The 16,815-nt window shown below is 56.2% G+C and carries 15 protein-coding genes; 8 read left to right on the forward strand and 7 right to left on the reverse strand.

Features of this window, described 5'->3' with window-relative positions; translation table 11 throughout:
* Positions 1-87: 87 nt before the first annotated feature.
* The 4 genes from LF95_RS15560 to LF95_RS15575 all read right to left on the reverse strand — a co-directional run bounded on the left by LF95_RS15560 (position 88) and on the right by LF95_RS15575 (position 2,947).
* Positions 88-573, reverse strand: coding sequence for a carboxymuconolactone decarboxylase family protein (locus tag LF95_RS15560; protein WP_371440829.1), 486 nt, complete (start codon positions 571-573; stop codon positions 88-90).
* A 116-nt stretch (positions 574-689) separates the two neighbouring features.
* Positions 690-845, reverse strand: a complete 156-nt coding sequence (locus tag LF95_RS23545; RefSeq protein WP_143182064.1) for a MerR family DNA-binding transcriptional regulator — start codon at positions 843-845, stop codon at positions 690-692.
* Between the two features lie 100 nt (positions 846-945).
* Positions 946-2,046 (reverse strand): lipid A deacylase LpxR family protein, encoded by a 1,101-nt coding sequence (locus LF95_RS15570; RefSeq protein WP_252509786.1) that lies wholly within the window; start codon positions 2,044-2,046, stop codon positions 946-948.
* On the reverse strand, positions 2,027-2,947 hold the full coding sequence (locus LF95_RS15575; RefSeq protein ID WP_073955928.1) for a LysR family transcriptional regulator: 921 nt from the start codon (positions 2,945-2,947) through the stop codon (positions 2,027-2,029). The genes LF95_RS15570 and LF95_RS15575 overlap by 20 nt, the downstream gene beginning before the upstream one ends.
* 217 nt (positions 2,948-3,164) lie before the next feature.
* Here LF95_RS15575 and LF95_RS15580 point away from each other — a divergent pair, with 217 nt between their 5' ends.
* Positions 3,165-4,064 (forward strand): DMT family transporter, encoded by a 900-nt coding sequence (locus tag LF95_RS15580; RefSeq protein WP_073956327.1) that lies wholly within the window; start codon positions 3,165-3,167, stop codon positions 4,062-4,064.
* On the opposite strand, the gene LF95_RS15585 is transcribed toward LF95_RS15580, so the two are convergent.
* The 3 genes from LF95_RS15585 to LF95_RS15595 all read right to left on the reverse strand — a co-directional run bounded on the left by LF95_RS15585 (position 4,061) and on the right by LF95_RS15595 (position 6,794).
* A complete protein-coding gene (locus tag LF95_RS15585) occupies positions 4,061-5,026 on the reverse strand; it encodes an agmatinase (protein ID WP_073956328.1) in 966 nt (321 codons plus the stop codon). The genes LF95_RS15580 and LF95_RS15585 overlap by 4 nt on opposite strands.
* A gap of 67 nt (positions 5,027-5,093) precedes the next feature.
* Positions 5,094-5,756 carry an HAD-IA family hydrolase gene (locus LF95_RS15590; RefSeq protein WP_073955929.1) on the reverse strand — a complete coding sequence of 221 codons (663 nt, stop codon included), beginning with the start codon at positions 5,754-5,756 and terminating at the stop codon, positions 5,094-5,096.
* Between the two features lie 171 nt (positions 5,757-5,927).
* Positions 5,928-6,794 (reverse strand): DUF2189 domain-containing protein, encoded by an 867-nt coding sequence (locus tag LF95_RS15595; protein WP_073955930.1) that lies wholly within the window; start codon positions 6,792-6,794, stop codon positions 5,928-5,930.
* A gap of 337 nt (positions 6,795-7,131) precedes the next feature.
* Here LF95_RS15595 and LF95_RS15600 point away from each other — a divergent pair, with 337 nt between their 5' ends.
* From LF95_RS15600 to LF95_RS15635, 7 genes are all read left to right on the forward strand, one after another.
* On the forward strand, positions 7,132-10,713 hold the full coding sequence (locus tag LF95_RS15600) for an AsmA family protein (protein WP_073955931.1): 3,582 nt from the start codon (positions 7,132-7,134) through the stop codon (positions 10,711-10,713).
* Positions 10,714-10,901: 188 nt separating this feature from the next.
* The gene (locus LF95_RS15605) at positions 10,902-12,440 is read left to right on the forward strand and encodes an inorganic phosphate transporter (protein ID WP_073955932.1); all 1,539 of its coding nucleotides are present in this window, start codon (positions 10,902-10,904) and stop codon (positions 12,438-12,440) included.
* Positions 12,441-12,671: 231 nt separating this feature from the next.
* Positions 12,672-13,232: a queuosine precursor transporter gene (locus LF95_RS15615; protein ID WP_073955934.1), complete on the forward strand. Its 561-nt coding sequence runs from the start codon at positions 12,672-12,674 to the stop codon at positions 13,230-13,232.
* 56 nt (positions 13,233-13,288) lie between these two features.
* Positions 13,289-14,347, forward strand: a complete 1,059-nt coding sequence (gene queA / locus LF95_RS15620; RefSeq protein ID WP_073955935.1) for a tRNA preQ1(34) S-adenosylmethionine ribosyltransferase-isomerase QueA — start codon at positions 13,289-13,291, stop codon at positions 14,345-14,347.
* Positions 14,344-15,486, forward strand: a complete 1,143-nt coding sequence (gene tgt, locus LF95_RS15625) for a tRNA guanosine(34) transglycosylase Tgt (protein WP_073955936.1) — start codon at positions 14,344-14,346, stop codon at positions 15,484-15,486. The genes queA and tgt overlap by 4 nt, the downstream gene beginning before the upstream one ends.
* Before the next feature lie 18 nt (positions 15,487-15,504).
* Positions 15,505-15,972: a preQ(1) synthase gene (gene queF, locus LF95_RS15630; RefSeq protein WP_073955937.1), complete on the forward strand. Its 468-nt coding sequence runs from the start codon at positions 15,505-15,507 to the stop codon at positions 15,970-15,972.
* Between the two features lie 257 nt (positions 15,973-16,229).
* The gene (locus LF95_RS15635) at positions 16,230-16,763 is read left to right on the forward strand and encodes an RNA polymerase sigma factor (protein WP_073955938.1); all 534 of its coding nucleotides are present in this window, start codon (positions 16,230-16,232) and stop codon (positions 16,761-16,763) included.
* Positions 16,764-16,815: the final 52 nt, after the last annotated feature.

A 16,815-nucleotide genomic window follows, 5' to 3' on the forward strand; every position in this document is an offset into this window, starting at 1 on the left:
GGGTTCCAGCAGGGCCATTTTTATATTTGGGTCGATCACGAGACCGTAAAAAATACGCTGGTCTTGTGTCTTTTTGACCTGTGTGTTTCAGGTTTTATATTGCGGCTGTGACGGGGTGGCCGTCGCGATATTCCGGGCTGTTTCATCGCGGCTGGCAAACACGTCCCGGGCGGCAAACAGGCCATTCAGCGCGGCGGGGAAACCGGCATAAACCGCCATTTGCATGAGGGTTTCGGTAATTTCATCGCGCGTCAGGCCAACATTAAGGCCCGCATGGATATGCACCTTAAGCTGTGGTGTGGCCGTGCCCAGGGCGCCAAGCGCGGCGATGGTGGCGATTTCCCGGTCGCGCAGGGACAGACCGGGGCGGGTATAAATATCGCCAAAGGGAAATTCGATCAGGTAACGGGCGAAATCCGGGGCAATGTCTGCCAGGGCATCTATCACCTTTTGGCCCGCCTCACCGTCGATGTCGGCCAGTGCGCGCAGGCCGCGCTGGTATCGCGTTTCGGTAGAGGGAGTCTGGCTGGTTTGTTGGGATTTCGGGGGCTGGGGAGTGTTGACTGTCATCATTTAGCGTCCTTTGCAGGGTCGCGGCGTAACCCGCGATTTTGTCATCAAGGACAAGAAGGTTGGCCTGAAGCCTGGCAATGTTGGCCTGGACCTGATGGCGATGGGCGAGCAGAATGTCATGCCGTTCCTGCGTGGTGGCAGGGCCGCCATTGCGCAGGTTGGCATAGGCCAGCATATCGCGGATCGGCATAGGGCAACAGCCCGATACGCTCGTAATAACGAAGCGTATGGGCAGACAGGCCGCTGCGTTTTGCCAGATCCCCAATCTTCATTTTTGGCTTTTCCCTTGCCTTCTTGTCGGAACGCAAGGGATGCTAGGGGTTAGAGCGCGCTCTAAGTCAAGCGGTTTTAGTGTTGTCTTGTCACGCCAGATCAAAACCGCATGGAAAGCGAAATCGCGCCAAACTGGTCGCTGCCGTTTTGGCCGTAAAATTCCTTGGTGCGATAGACATGGGTGTAGGTAATGCGGGCTTCACCGACAATGACGGCAAAGCCAACCTGTAAGTCGCCGACGAGCGGCTTTTTATCGACCGAATTGCTATCGGCAAAGGTGTTGCCATCCAGCGTAATATCACGGGCAACCGCACGGCCTACGACCCCGGCAAATAAATAACCGCTCATGGGGAAGCCTTCGGTATCGGGTTTAAAAAAGTCCGATCCCGGTAGGCTGGGGCGAATGCGCGGCGGGCCATAATCGGCAGGCAGGTCCACGCCCAGTCGTGCCATCGCACCCACTTCGGCATTGGTAAAGCCATTACCCAGGGTAAAACCGGCACTCGGGGTTAAATCGGCTTCAATGCCCAGCAATTCCTGCTTGGCCCAGCCGCGATATTTGCGTTCATAGCTGATGCCGATAATCGGTTCGTTTTTGATCTGGTTGTCCCAGCCCTTGGGTTCGGGGCTGTCGATCAGTTTATGAACAAATTTCTGGCTTTGTTCGGTCAGCGAGGCCGGGCCGACCACGCCCACGGTCAGTTCCAGGGTATCAATGCGGGCATAATCCTCGTGCCCTTCATACCCCAGCCCGGTATCGGACAGCAGGCCAAGGCTGCCATAAAGGTAGCCTGCCCACGGGCGGTCATTGGGCTGGTTTTGGGCGACGGTGATGTCGTTGGGGGTATACATGCTTTGCCCCAGGGCGTAGCTGGTGCGAATACGCCCGTTAGAGGCAAAAAACGGAATTTCCTTGGCAATATTGAGAAAGTCCGCCGGTGCACTGTCCTCGGGCGAGATAAAGGCCAGCCGAACGCCATTGGTGTAGTGGCGGTCCTGGTTATCTTTGACAAACAGGTCATTTTCCACCGTGAGCGAAACACCCCATTTGCTGTCGGGCGTGCGTTGCGATTGAGGGCCTTTGGCGGTGTTTTCCTGGGCCAGGGCGGGCAGGGCAAACAGGCCGGTCAAAAGGGTTGTGGCGCAAAACCGGGCCGCCTGCCGGGAGCGAGGATATATATTATTCTTTTGGGGCATCATTTCGGTCTTCCAAACGAAGCTCTTGGGCCAGAAAATCGGTAACGGTCCGAATTTTACGAAGTTTGTGCCGGTGCGGGGCGCTTAACGCATAGAGATTAAGGCTGCGCGGCAGATATTCAGTTAACAGACACACAAGGTCCCCCTGCCTGATAAGGTCTTCCACAACGAGGCGGGGTGTCAAGGTAATGCCGCTGCCAGTGGTTAAAACATCGCGCATGGCAAGGCTGCTATTGACCCGGTAACGGCCCGAAACCTCAATTGCCATTTCGGTATTGTCGGCAGGGCTGGTGAAATGCCAAAGGCCGGTGCGTTGCGCGCTGCTAAATATAATGCAGTCATGAGCCAAAAGGTCGTGTGGGCGGGTGACGGGTGCGTGGCGGGCCAGATAATCGGGGCTTGCCACCAATACGCGGGAATAGCTGCAAATCCGCCGCGCAATCAGCGAGGAATCGGCCAGGGTTTCGCTGACGCGCAAGGCGATATCGAACCCTTCATCAATAATGTCGGTCAGTTTGTCATCCAGTACCAGATCAATCGACAGGTCAGGATGGGTCTTGAGCAATTTGCCAATGACCGGGGCGAGTTTCAGCACGCCAAACGATGTGGGGGCGGCAATGCGCACACAGCCACGCGGACCGTGCCCCAAGTCGCGCACGGTTTCGTTGGCATCATCCATGTCATCGAGAATACCGCAAATGCGCGCCAGATAGGTTTCTCCCGCTTCCGTCAGGCTGAGCCGCCGCGTGGTGCGCGCAATAAGCTGCACGCCCAGCATGTCTTCCAGCGCATTGATCTGCTTGGTAATCGCACCGGGCGACATGTTAAGATCGCGCGCAGCGGCGGCAAAGCTGCCCCGCTCGGCAATTTTCCGAAAACATTCCAGTCCGCGTAATCTGTCCATCTGGTCCCTAAAGTTCCCCTTATTATTTCCATAATGGAAATAAATTGGGGCGAAAACACGGCGCGATCCGCAAAACAGCCTGTGATAGGCTGCCTGATATGAAATGGATCATGACAGGCAATGGTTCCCGGTCGATGGCAAATTTTGATGAAAAAAGGCCCGACCCCTCCACCGTCGCATGTGGCGGCGGGAACCTGCCGTTTGGAAAGTTGGGACGATGAAGGCATTATTGTTGCTATTGGGCACCGGCATATTGGGCGGAACCTCGATTTTATTGGCAAAGCTGGCGGTCGGCGCGGGCATGATGCCGTTGTCCTATCTGTTTTGGCAATGTCTCGGGGCCGGGCTTGTTTTACTGGTTGTTTCGGCCTTGCGGGGGGATGCGCCGTCATTTGCCCCGCGTTATTTGCGCTATTATTTCGTGGCGGGGCTGGTCAGCCTGGCCTTGCCGATGGGGGTGGGGTATTTCATGGTGCCGCATCTTGGCGCGGCGCTGGCCGGTATTTTTACCGCCATGCCACCATTGATCACCTATTTGCTGTCCATGTGCATTGGCCTGGAACAGGCCCGGCTAAAACGGATGCTGGGTTTGATGGCGGGGTTTGTCGGGGTGTTGTTTTTATACCTGCCACAATTAACCGCCCCGGACAGCACCCTGCTGGTCTATTTGCTGGTTGCGGCGATTATTCCGGTCAGCCTTGCCATCGGCAATGTCTATCGCACGGCGGACTGGCCGACCGGGGCCAACCCTGTGCCGCTGGCGGCTGGTATGATGCTGGCCAGTGCGGTATATTGCCTGGTGTTTGAACAGGGTCGTGATCATTTGATGATGCCCGGTTTTGATCAGGGCTGGCTGTGGGGTGTCATTGCCGTGCAGGTCGTTGTCGCCGCCCTGATGTATATGTGCCATTTTGAATTACAGCGCGTGGCAGGCCCGGTTTATCTGAGCCAAATTGGCTATATCATGGCGCTGACCACCCTTGTTGGCGGGGTGGCCCTGTTTGATGAAACCCTGCGTCCCGAATTGCTGGTAACATTGGCATGTGTGGTGCTGGGCACGTTTCTGGTGCGGCCCGGTGGCAAAAAGGCGGCCCTGGCCCGCGCCAATGTGGATTAACCTTCCTGGTCCTGCCGCACAATCGCGCCAATGGCGTTAACCAAAAGGCGCGATGCCACCAGGGCGGAGATGCCATCCATATCGTTGGGCGGATAAAACTCCACCAGGTCAAACCCGGCAATGCGGGTGCGTTTGCCAATACCGGCAATCAGGTCAATCACCTGCATATAGGTTAATCCGCCCGGTGTGCGGGCGGCAACGCCGGGCATAATCGTCGGGTCCAGCCCGTCACAATCCAGTGTGATAATCACCTTTGCCCCTGCCGGGATGTGCGCAAGGGCGGTTTCTATGCCGTGCTGGTGAATATCGCGGGCCGTGACCAGGCGGCTGCCAAATGCCTGGGCATCAGCAATTTCCTGCGGGCGGGCACTGCCAACACTGCGCAGGCCGATTTGCACTATCCCGGAAATATGCGGCATTTCGCTGGCCCGGCGCATGGGGCTGGAATAGCCGAATTTTTCGCCATGCAATTCATCGCGCCAATCCATATGGGCGTCAATTTGCACAATCCAGATCGGTCCGTGATCGGCAAAGGCATTAAAAAACGGGATCGGCAGGGAATCATCACCGCCCAACAATATCGGTATGGCAGACTGAGCCAGAATATTGCGGGTGGTGGCCTCGACCTTTTCGCGGTTTTGGGCATTGTCCCCCATCATCGTGGCAAGGTTGCCAATATCGATGCAGCTTGCATCTTCGCCGTTAAATAACGGCCCGCCCAAATCAAAGTCCCAATGCGTGATCAGCGGGGCATCTTCCTGGCTGGCGGCCCGGATGGCATTGGCCGCACCAGCATAACCGCTGCTGTCCTTGCCAGGATAGGTGCTGCCATGTCCGGCGCCAAAAATAACGGCCTTTGGCGTTGCACCGTTAGGCAATTGCGCGGGCAGGCCAAGAAATGTGAGTTCTGGCTTTTGGGGCTCGGCATTTTGGATATGATCTGAAGATGGGGCGTCGGACATGGGGCGTTCCTTGGTGGCGGGCGGGGTGTGGTCGGCAGTAAGTCTGAAGCAACTTTGATGGCCCGCTTCAGGCAGAAATGCGGGCTTCATGCAAAATCAGGCGGCCATCCTTATCCTGCTGGCAGGAAAGGGCATGATAATTGATAATGCTGTGCCCTGGCATATCGGCCGGTTGCGCATGGGTTTCGGTGACAGTCATCACCTTTGCCCCGGCGGCCTTTCCCGCCGCAATACCGGCGGGGGCATCTTCCCACACCAAACAGTCGCTTGCGTCAAACCCCAGTTTTTGCGCGGCCATTAAAAAGCAGTCTGGTGCCGGTTTCCCGGCGGTGACATCCTCGGCAGTAATCAGAATATCGGGCATGGGTAAACCCGCCGCATTAATGCGCTGCACGGCCAAGCGGCGTGGGGCGGAGGTCACAACCGCCCAGCGGTCGCGCGGCAGGGACGATAAAAAGGCCGCAGCCCCGCCAATCGGTTTTACCCTGTCGCCCGCGTTAAATTCCGCCTCGGTCAGAAGGGCTTCTTCCTGCTCAATATCAATACCGGGCGGGGCAAAACGGGCGATGGTTTCCACGGCACGCACCCCGTGCATGGCATGAATGATTTCGGCTTCGTTCAGGCCGTGGCGTTTCGCCCAGTCGCCCCAGGCTTTTTCGGCAATTTCGATGCTGTTGACAATGGTGCCGTCCATATCAAACAGAAAGGCCGCAAAACCCTGCCCGGTCATAAAAACTCCTGACTTAAAATGATGTCAGGGAGATGTTAGCGCAGGGCGGGGCTGAAAAGAAACAGGTGGTTTGGTAAAATGATGAAGCCGGGCATGGAGGCCCGGCTTGATGATGTGTGTAAGCGCCTGTTGTACTGAAAGTTGCGCCCGTTTGTGCCGGGTGCCGCACCCTTAGGGTACCGCACGGCGCAGGCGCGGGGCCTCGGCATTGGTGGTATCAATCAAGCCGCGATAGGCATGCCAGCTGGCATGACCCAAAAGTGGCATCACAACCGCCAGCCCCAGCAAAAACACAACCATGCCACAGGCCGCCAGGACGGCAATGGCTGCCCCCCAGCCGGTCAGCACCCGCCAGTTGCGCAGGAATGCACGAATGCTGAGCGAGAGCGCGGTAATCACATCAATATCGCGATCCACCAGAAGCGGGATCGACACCAGCGAAAGGGCAAAAGCCACAATGGCAAAACCGCCCCCGATGACGGAGCCTGTTATCAGGAATGTCATGGCATCGCGCGAAAAGAATGTTTGCCAGATCAGGGCATCAAGCGGCGGAACCGTGCCATTGTAAAACAGCGCGAATAACAGCATCGCTACCCGCGACCAGAGCAGGAAAAACAGCATCAAGATCACGCCAATCGCGCCCAATTGGCCGGGATTGCGGCGAAAGCCGTTCAGGCTGTGCCAAAGCGTGACATTTTCGCCCATTTCCAGGCGGCGGCTGGTTTCATACAGGCCAACGGCCAATAAGGGCGCAATCAGCATAAACCCCGCCCCCAAAGGCAGGGTTAAATAGGGCTGACCGGACTGAAACAGGCTTAGCAAAATCACATAACCTGCCACGACACAAAAGGCACCATAGGTCAGGCCAATTGCCGGGGCGCGTTTGAAATCGCGCCAGCCTGCCTCCAGCCATTTGCCGGACTGGTCGCTGGTGACGTCGCGAATCACAATGCCGCGCTGGCCGTTTAGGGTGTCGTTATTGTCAGCAGCAAGGCTGTCCGTCGGGGGTGTCATATTCGGAGTTGTCGAATTCGTCATTATATATCCTCCCTGCGCCGATGCGGGTCACGCGACAGCAGATACAACCCTGTTTGTCCTGCCAAACCCCGTAAAAAGGGGCCGGATGGGTATTTTGTTTTTTATTTGAAAGGTATATTAGCACCTATTGATGGATTTTCCACCCTCTGATTATAAACCATTGATAGGTGTTGTGTGAAACGGGCAGGTGCTTTGTTTTTTTGGTGTCCGACAACCAAAAGATTGCCATTTTCTGCTGCAATGCAAATCAGGGCCTGTATGATAATGGTTTCTATGGAAAATTTCTGATGGGGCCCTCCCAACAGATTGCGCGCAAAAAGAAAGCGGAGCCGAAACTTTGAAAAAGATACTCGCTGTAATTGGCGCTCTTGTCGTAGTGATTATCGCCGCCTTGCTGGTTATTCCGTCTCTTATTGACTGGAACAGTTACAAGGCCGAAGTGACCACAGCAGTTAGCGAAGCGACGGGCCGCAATCTTGAACTGCGCGGCGATTTGTCCCTGTCATTGCTGCCTTATCCGGCCCTGTCGGTAAAGGATGCCGCGCTTGGCAATGTCGAAGGTGCTGCCGACAAAAACATGGTCACGGTCAAGGAAGTCGAGGTTTCGGTGGCCCTGATGCCGCTTCTGACCGGCAATATTCGCGTTACTCAGGTGCGCCTGATTGACCCGGTTGTGTCGATTGAAACCTTTAAGGATGGCACCAATAACTTGGTGTTTGACCCCAAAGATGCCAAAAGCCATGGCCCGGATGCGGGGACCATCAATAATCCGGAAAATCAGCCCGCGCCGCAGGCACCGGCACAGGATGGCACCAACGAACCCCCGGCACAGGATGATGGCGGAAGCTCGCTTGCAAGTTCGATCCGGGTGGACAGCCTGTCGATTGAAAATGCCACCATCATTTACCGCGCACCGGGCAGCGAAGAACGCATTGAAGGCCTGACCCTGAGCGTTGAAGCCGACAGCCTGAATGGCCCGGCCACCGGCGAGGGCTATGTTTTCTATCGCGGCATTCCATTAACCTTTAAGCTTAATGTTGGGGAAATCAGCCAGACCAGGGCCTTTCCCGTGTCGGTTCGTTTGGGCATAGACGAGGTTGACGGCGGCATTGATGTCGGCGGGCAGGTGGACCTTTCCGGTGCTGCGCCGGACTTTAAGGGGGAAATTAACGGCAAGTTCGAGGATTTGCGCAAGGCGGCCCTGCGCATTGCCGGAGATGATGCCGATATTCCCGATATTGCCGCCAAGGAATTTGATCTTTCGGGTAAATTGGCTGCCAATGCCAAGGCGGTTACGGTCAATGACCTGGCCGTGCGTTTTGGCGATACCCGTGGTTCGGGCGCGCTTTCGGTCAATACCGATCCGAAAATGAAGGCTGACCTTGCCCTGCGCTTTAACCAGTTTGACCTGGATGCCATTATGGCCCTTGCCAGAGCATCGGGCACGCACAAGGCCGATGCAAGCAATACACAGGCCAGTGGTGATGCCGCTAAAAATGTGGACGTCGAAGTGCCCGACGCCGAAAAGGCAGGTGGGCAGTCCATTCCCTCGCAGGGGCGTAAAAACGCCGCCGATGCTGCCAGTGGCCCCTTGATTCCGGCAGATCTGACCGGGTCGATCGACCTTGAAGTTGAATCGCTGATTTATAATCAGACCCCGATCCACAATGCCCGCATCAATGCCGGTATTGCCAACAGCAAAATCACGCTGAACGAGGTTTCGGCAGGTCTTCCCGGTGGTACGGATTTGCAGGTTTCCGGTGCCATTTCGGGCGAAAAGCCGCAGGTCAGTGCCGATTTGCGCTATGAAATTGCCTCGGACAATATCCGCGCTGTCATGCGCTGGCTGGGTGTTGATATTGAAGGGGTGCGGGCCGACCGTTTGCGCCGTTTCTCGCTGACCGGTGGGCTGAAGGGCTCAGCGGACAGGATCAATATCAACAATGTCGATATGCGTCTGGATGATACCGCCATTCGCGGCGCCATTGTTGCCAATCTGGAGAGTGGCGGTTTGCCTGCGCTGGGGATTGGCCTGAAGCTCGATAAAATCAATCTTGATCAATATATGTCGGCAACGGCCAGTGCGGCGGATGGTGCATCGGGCATATCGGCTGCGTCAACCGGCGACGATAAGGGCACGGCTGACAGCAAGGCTTCTGGCACTGCGGACGCGGCAAAGCAGGATCTGGTAAAAACCATTCATGCTGCCCTGGCCCCGTTAAAGGGGCTTGCTGCCAATTACCGGATTGGCGCGGATGAGGTAACATCTTCGGGTGTTGCCATTCGCGGTATTTCGGTCGAAGGCAGCCTGCGCGGGGGCGACATTACCCTGACCAACCTGTCGGTGGCCGATGCGGCGGGCATGTCGTTGCAGGGCAGTGGCGCGTTTCTGGGCCTAAAGGACGTACCGGAATTTAAAAACCTGAAACTCGGTGTTACGGCCAAAAACCTTGACCCGTTGGTGAAATTGACGGGGATTACCCTGCCAGCCCCGGCGGCGAATTATAAATCCATGAAGGCGAACGTCACCCTGAATGGCCCCATGAGCGGGCCGGACCTGAATGCCAATCTGTCCAATGCGACGGTGCAGGTGGGCCTTAAGGGCAAGGTGAGTGGCCTTTTGGGTGATGCCCCGGGTTTGACGGGAACGATCAATGCCCAGGCCGGCAGCCTTAACCGTGTTCTGCCGCTGATCGCGCCGACTTATACCCCGTCCGGGGATTTGGGCCGGTTTGCCTTTCAGGGCAAGGTGGATGGCAATGCCAAAAATGTTGCTGTCGATATTGCCAAACTGGCGGTTGGTACCTTTGAAACCGCCGGGACGGTTAAAATGGATGCCTCGGGGGATCGTACCCAGCTTGATGTCAATCTCAAGGGCGGCAAGCTTCGGGTTGATCCGTTCCTGCCTGCTGCACGGCGTGCGTCGCTTGATATGCCGCGCCGTGGCATGCGCCGGGCGGCATTGCCTTCGTTTGACAATGACCTTCTGACCCGTGTGGATGCCCGTGATGGCACCCCGTGGGATGATAAGGTTATTGATGTGTCGGCCTTGCGCCTGATCGATGGCAGTATTTCCATTGTCATGGACCAGCTTGATTTCGATCATTTCTCGCTGGTGAACCCGGACCTTGCTGTCAAAATGAAGCAGGGGCTTGTCACCATCGATCATTTGACCGGCAAGATGGGCGATGGGCCTCTCAACATCTCGGGCGTGTTTGATGCCAGCAAGGATGTGCCAAAGCTGGACCTTTCCGGCACGCTGGACAATGCCAATGTGGCGACCCTGTTCCCCATTCAGGTTGCGAATGACACCGTGACCGGCATTGCCGGAACCAAATTTGCCGTCACCGCAAACGGGACAACATCGCGTGCGTTGGTCAAGGCCCTGAATGGGACGGCAACGCTGAACCTCAAGGATATTCGCTTTAGCAATGCCGATAACCGATCGAAAGATCCCAAGCTGGACTTGCAGGCGTTGTTGCGTCAGGGACCGGCGGCAATGGTGGTGGAAGGGGTTGGCAACAATGACCTGTTGCGCACCCTGGATGCTGATTTGAAAATTACCAACGGGGTGGCAAAAACCACCCGTGTGGATGCGACCTCGCGCGTGGGCACGGCGGATGCCGATGCCACCCTGGATCTGCCCAACTGGATTATGGATACGCGGGCCGATTTTGATTTTTCGGAAAAAATCCACGACCTGCCACCATTTAGCGTTTTTGCCAAAGGCAAAATTGATGATCCGGCGATTAGTGGCCGTATGGACAAGGTGGCGGTCAAAACGCTGGAAAATCTGCTGGGCAAGGCATTGGGTGGTAAATCGTCGGACAGTGGCGATGCACCGCAATCTGATCGTGATAAGGCAAAAGATGCCGCCAAGGACGTTCTTAAGGGGCTGTTAAACCAGTTTGGGCGTTAAACCCGCACTTGTTTCCTGCCGTATTTCCCGTGCTAAATCTTGCAAACGGTCCCGGTTTTCCGGGGCCGTTTTTGTATATGGGCGGGTTGAAAAATACCGATTGCCACAAAACCGCAAAAAAACCTTAACAAATGCTGATTGCTTCGACATGATCCGCCCGTCGATTCCCTGCAAAGGTTATGGTTGGTATGGTCGCGAAAAAAACGGCGCTCGATAAAGACCTCAAATGGCAGCGGCGGATGGACGCCGGTGTCGGTGAGACGGCGTCGCTCAGTGCGAAACTTGGTCTGTCGCTTGTTTTCCTTCTGGCGTGCAGCGCGTTTGTTGCCTTTCATATGGGGGGGCTGCCACGGAGCGGCTTTCTGATTGCCGCCGCCGTGATCGGCGGTTACATGGCCCTTAACATTGGTGCCAATGACGTGGCAAACAATGTCGGGCCAGCGGTTGGGTCCAAGGCGCTAACAATGGTTGGCGCCCTTTTTGTTGCTGCCATATTCGAGGCCGCCGGGGCGATTTTGGCCGGGGGCGATGTGGTCAGCACGATTAAAAACGGCATTATTGAACCCTCGCAAATGCCCGATGCGCAAACTTTTATCTGGGTGATGACGGCGGCATTGCTGGCTGCTGCCCTGTGGCTGAACCTGGCGACCTATCTTGGCGCGCCGGTTTCCACCACCCATTCGATTGTGGGTGGCGTGATGGGGGCAGGCATGGCGGCCGTTGGGACCCATGCCGTGCATTGGTCCAATATGGGTGCGATTGCCGCAAGCTGGGTGATTTCGCCCATTCTGGGCGGGCTGATTGCCGCTGGATTTTTGGCCTTCATCAAATTCAGAATACTGTTTGTCGAGGACCGTGTCGCCGCTGCGCGCAAATGGGTGCCGCTTCTGGTCAGCTTCATGGTCGCGGCCTTTACGGTTTACCTGATGATGAAGGGAATCAAAAAGGTCTGGAAGGCCGATACGGTCACGATCCTTCTGATCGGTGTCGCCGCCTTTGGCCTGACATTGTGGCCGGTGCGCAAGGCGGTTTACCGTGCCTCGCGCGAGATGACCGGGCGGCGCAAGGAAATTGCCTCGCTGTTTCGTCTGCCTTTGGTGGTGTCCGCGGCGTTGCTGTCCTTTGCGCATGGCTCAAACGATGTTGCCAATGCCATTGGCCCGCTTGCGGCTATTGTCTCGGGGGTGGATCAGGGCGCGATTGTCACCTCGGCCCCCATTCCCATGTGGGTGATGGTGATTGGCGCGCTGGGTATTTCGGCTGGTTTGTTGCTGTTTGGGCCCAAGCTGATCAAAACAGTGGGTAGCAAAATTACCAAACTCGACCCGATCCGGGCCTATACCGTGGCGTTGTCGGCCGCTTTGACGGTCATCGTGGCCTCGGCTTTGGGGCTTCCGGTCAGTTCTACCCACATTGCCGTGGGTGCGGTGTTTGGCGTTGGTTTTCTGCGTGAAAGCCTGAGCCACCGTCGTCGCCTGCAGGATGCTCCACCCCCGCCGATGCTGATTGGGGGCACCGATGGCATGGACCAGCAAAGCCAGGATATTGAAGCCCTGCGCCAGTTGGACCCCAGCCTGGCCGAACGGGCCGAACGCAAATTGCGCAAGCGCCTGCTGGTGCGTCGCCGTTATGCGCTGACGATTGCGACCGCCTGGGTGGTAACAGTACCCGCCGGGGCGTTTTTGGGGGCACTTCTGTTTTTCACCATTCGCGGCATGATGCTTTAGGGACAACAGGTTTCGTCGCCTTTCTCCATTATCCCCGGAGTAAATGCACGATCTGCGGCAATGGCCGGTGCGTTCATCGAATGCGCCGGCCATTGTTTTTTGCTTGACCCACCGGGGTGTGGGGCGTAAACAGCGCGCACTATTTTTGCGACCCATTTTGCGCATCGTCGTTCCGAATTTCGGCACCGCGAGATTTGTTATGCGCGGGTTCCACCAAAAGGTTCTGAAAACATGAAAGCCATCATTGCAGGCATTTTGGCAATGGCCGCAACGGTTGTCGCCTCAAATATTCTGGTTGAATATCCGTTACCCGGCGTTTTGGCCAATTGGCTGACCTTTGGCGCCTTTACCTATCCGGTGGCGTTTCTCGTAACGGATTTGACCAACCGGGCACGCGGCGCGCAGGCCGCCCGCATGGTGGTGCTGTCGGGCTTTGCCATTGCTGTTGTGTTGTCGCTGATATTTGCCGATACCCGTATTGCCATTGCATCGGGCACGGCCTTTCTGGTCGCGCAATTGATGGACGTTACAGTGTTTGATCGCTTGCGCCAGGCAAGCTGGTGGAAGGCACCTTTGGTTTCCTCCACCATTGGCTCGATGCTCGATACCGCGCTGTTTTTCTCCATCGCTTTTGTCGGGACCGGCCTTCCCTGGCACACATGGGCGCTGGGCGATTTTTCGGCCAAAATGATCATGGCGATGACCTGCCTTGCCCCGTTCCGCATGCTGATGGCGGTGATTCGTCCGGTAAACCGTAATGACGGTATGACCGCGCAGTCCGCCAACGCCTGATCTTAGATCCCGCTTAAATGATTGTGGTGTCCTGACACTGCCAAGATGGAAAAAGAATGAAAGTCGATCTGTTCGATTTTGACCTGCCGCGTGACTGCATTGCCGAACATCCGGCAGACCCGCGCGATTCCGCCCGGATGCTGGATTTGACCGCCGGTGCGATGAATGACCGTATCGTGCGCGAATTGCCCGATATTTTGCGCCCCGGTGATTTGCTGATTTCAAACGATACCCGCGTGATCCCCGCACGCCTGTTTGGCAAACGCGGGGAAGCCAAAATCGAAGTCACCCTGCACAAACAGGAAGGCCTGGCGCAATGGCGTGCCTTTGCCAAACCGGCCAAAAAGTTGCGGATTGGCGAAATCTTCAAGGTTAATGACAGCTTTGAAGCCGAGGTGATGGACAAGCAGGATGGCGGCGAAGTTTTGCTGCGCTTTAACGTTGCCGGGGCTGATTTGATTGCCGCGCTGGAAAAATATGGTGTGATGCCGTTACCGCCCTATATCCGGCGCGAGGCTGGGGGCGATGACAAGGATCGCCAGGATTATCAGACCATCTTTGCCCAGCATGACGGGGCCGTTGCCGCGCCAACAGCGGGTTTGCATTTTACCCCCGAATTGCTGGCAAAGCTGGATGCGCGCGGTATTACGCGCCGCACCATTACGCTGCATGTCGGGGCAGGCACGTTTTTGCCGGTTAAGGTGGATGATACCGACGATCATAAAATGCACGCCGAATGGGGCAGTATTTCGCCAGAAATTGCAGCCCTGGCCAATGAAACCCGGGCCAAGGGGGGCCGTGTGGTGGCCGTGGGTACAACCTCGCTGCGCCTGCTGGAAAGTGCGGCGCGTGAGGATGGCATTGTTGAACCGTTTGAAAGTGAAACCAGTATCTTTATTACGCCGGGCTACAAGTTCCGTGGTGTTGATTTGTTGCTGACGAATTTTCATTTGCCGCGTTCCACCCTGTTCATGCTGGTATCCGCCTTTGCCGGGATTGACCGTATGAAGGCGGCTTATGACCACGCGATTGCGCAAAAATACCGTTTTTATTCCTATGGCGACTGTTCGCTTCTGGAATGCGCCAACAAAGTTGAAGCACTGAAAAAGTCATGACCGAATTTCGTTACGAATTGCTGGCACAGGATGGCAAGGCCCGGCGCGGGCGCATTCACACCGCGCATGGCGTGATTGAAACGCCGGCCTTTATGCCGGTCGGCACCGCGGCCACCGTTAAGGGCATGATGCCCGAAAGTGTTGCGGCCACCGGCGCACAGATTTTGCTGGGCAATACCTATCATCTGATGTTGCGCCCCGGTGCCGAACGCATTGCGCGGCTGGGTGGTTTGCACAAATTCATGAACTGGGACAAACCGATCCTGACCGATAGTGGCGGCTATCAGGTGATGTCGCTGGCGGGTTTGCGCAAAATCACCGAAGAAGGTGTTACCTTTAAAAGCCATATCGACGGGCGTAAATTCTCGCTTTCGCCGGAACGTTCGATGGAAATTCAGCATTTGCTGGGGTCCACCATTACGATGGCGTTTGACGAATGCACACCTTTCCCCGCGACCGAGGATGTGGCGGCCGAAAGCATGCGCATGTCAATGCGCTGGGCCAAACGTTCGCGTGATGCGTTTGTCGAGCGTGAAGGCTATGCCCTTTATGGCATTCAGCAAGGCAGTGTGTTTGAAAACCTGCGCCGGGAAAGCTCGGAAAAGCTGGCGGAGCTGGACCTGCCGGGCCATTCGGTGGGCGGGCTTGCCGTGGGCGAAGGCCAGCAGGTGATGTTTGATACGCTGGATTTTTGCGTGGATATGCTGCCCGCCAACAAGCCGCGTTATCTGATGGGCGTTGGCAAACCGTCTGATCTGGTCGGGGCCGTGATGCGCGGAATTGACCAGTTCGATTGTGTGTTGCCCACCCGTTCGGGCCGTAATGCCCAAGCCTTTACCCACCGGGGTACGGTAAACCTTAAAAATGGTCGTCACCGCGATGATGACCGCGCGCTTGATGATCAATGTTCGTGCCCGGCCTGTTCGCAATATTCACGCGCCTATTTGCATCATCTGATCAAGGCGAATGAAATTTTAGGGGCGATGCTGCTGACCTGGCATAACCTGCAATATTATCAGGACCTGATGAAAGGCATGCGCGACGCCATTGCCGAAGGCCGCATGGAAGCCTTTGCGAAGCAATTTTATGCCGGTCAGGAAGGCGGGGATATTGATCCTATGCCGATGATCCAGGATTAAGGTCAAGGAACCCATATCATGTCAGACCAAAGCATTTATCAAAACCTGACCATGCTGGGCGGTGATACCAAGCAGCCCGCAAGCCCGGAAGAAGCCGTGCTGGAACGGGTGCAAAACCCACAGGCCGGAACCGATTATTGCGTGCGCTTTGTAGCACCCGAATTTACCTCCCTGTGCCCGATCACCGGCCAGCCCGACTTTGCCCATCTGGTGATTGATTATGTCCCGGCCGACTGGCTGGTGGAAAGCAAGTCGCTGAAGCTGTTTTTAACCTCGTTTCGTAATCATGGGTCATTCCATGAAGATTGCACGATCAAGGTTGGCAAACGCATTGTTGAAACGCTGGATCCGAAATGGTTGCGCATTGGTGGTTACTGGTATCCGCGCGGCGGCATTCCGATTGATGTGTTTTACCAAACCGGCCCGGCACCCGAAGGTGTCTGGATCCCGGATCAGGGTGTCGCCCCTTATCGCGGGCGCGGTTAAAATTTAACGGCAGGGGCATTTTGCGCGTTGTGAAACGCCGCAAGCAGTCTTTGGCCGTTATTCATTTCTGATCGCAGGCTGATACAAATTTGAATAGCCACGCGGCAGGAAGGTTTCGGTCTTCCTGCCTTTATTTTGCCCGGAATATGGGATTGATAATTATTCTCATTGCGAGGCGGGGGCGTTCTTGTTATGGAGAAGGCCATTCCCCGCCGAAAGCATAGGGGGTGATTGGTTCCGCAGAATAGGCCCGTTTGATGCGTCGCGATAGAGCGTCGGTTTTGATCCGCATTTTTCAGGAAAACTATGACAATCTGCTCCGGTTTCTGACCCGCCGTATGGGCGGGGATGCGCAACGTGCCGCTGATATTGCCCAGGATACCTATTTGCGCCTGGCAGCGGCCCCGGTGAGTGATGGCAAAATTGATAACCCGCGTGCCTATGTTTATCGTGTGGCGGGCAATCTTGCCATTGACTGGATGCGCCGCGAAAAACGCCATTTTGCCAGCAGCCAGTCTGATGCCGGGCAGGTTCCCGAACAGGTCGAAGACCCCAAACCATCGCCCGAAATGACGGTTATGGGCCGCCAGCAACTGGCCCTGATTGACCGCGCACTGGACCGCCTGCCGGAAAATCCGCGCCGCGCGCTTTTGATGTTTCGCATGGATGGTTTTTCCCATGCCCGCATTGCGCAGGAATTGGGGGTGTCGGAAAGCATGGTTGCCAAATATATTGCCCGCGCCTTGCAACAATGCCGCGATGAACTTTGGCGGGCGGATCAAAATAAATGACATTTCAATTGCTGATTTTGGTGCGCTCAAACGTCTATATTTCGAGGGGCCG

It is taken from the genome of Thalassospira sp. TSL5-1 (genome assembly GCF_001907695.1).
Classification (GTDB): domain Bacteria; phylum Pseudomonadota; class Alphaproteobacteria; order Rhodospirillales; family Thalassospiraceae; genus Thalassospira.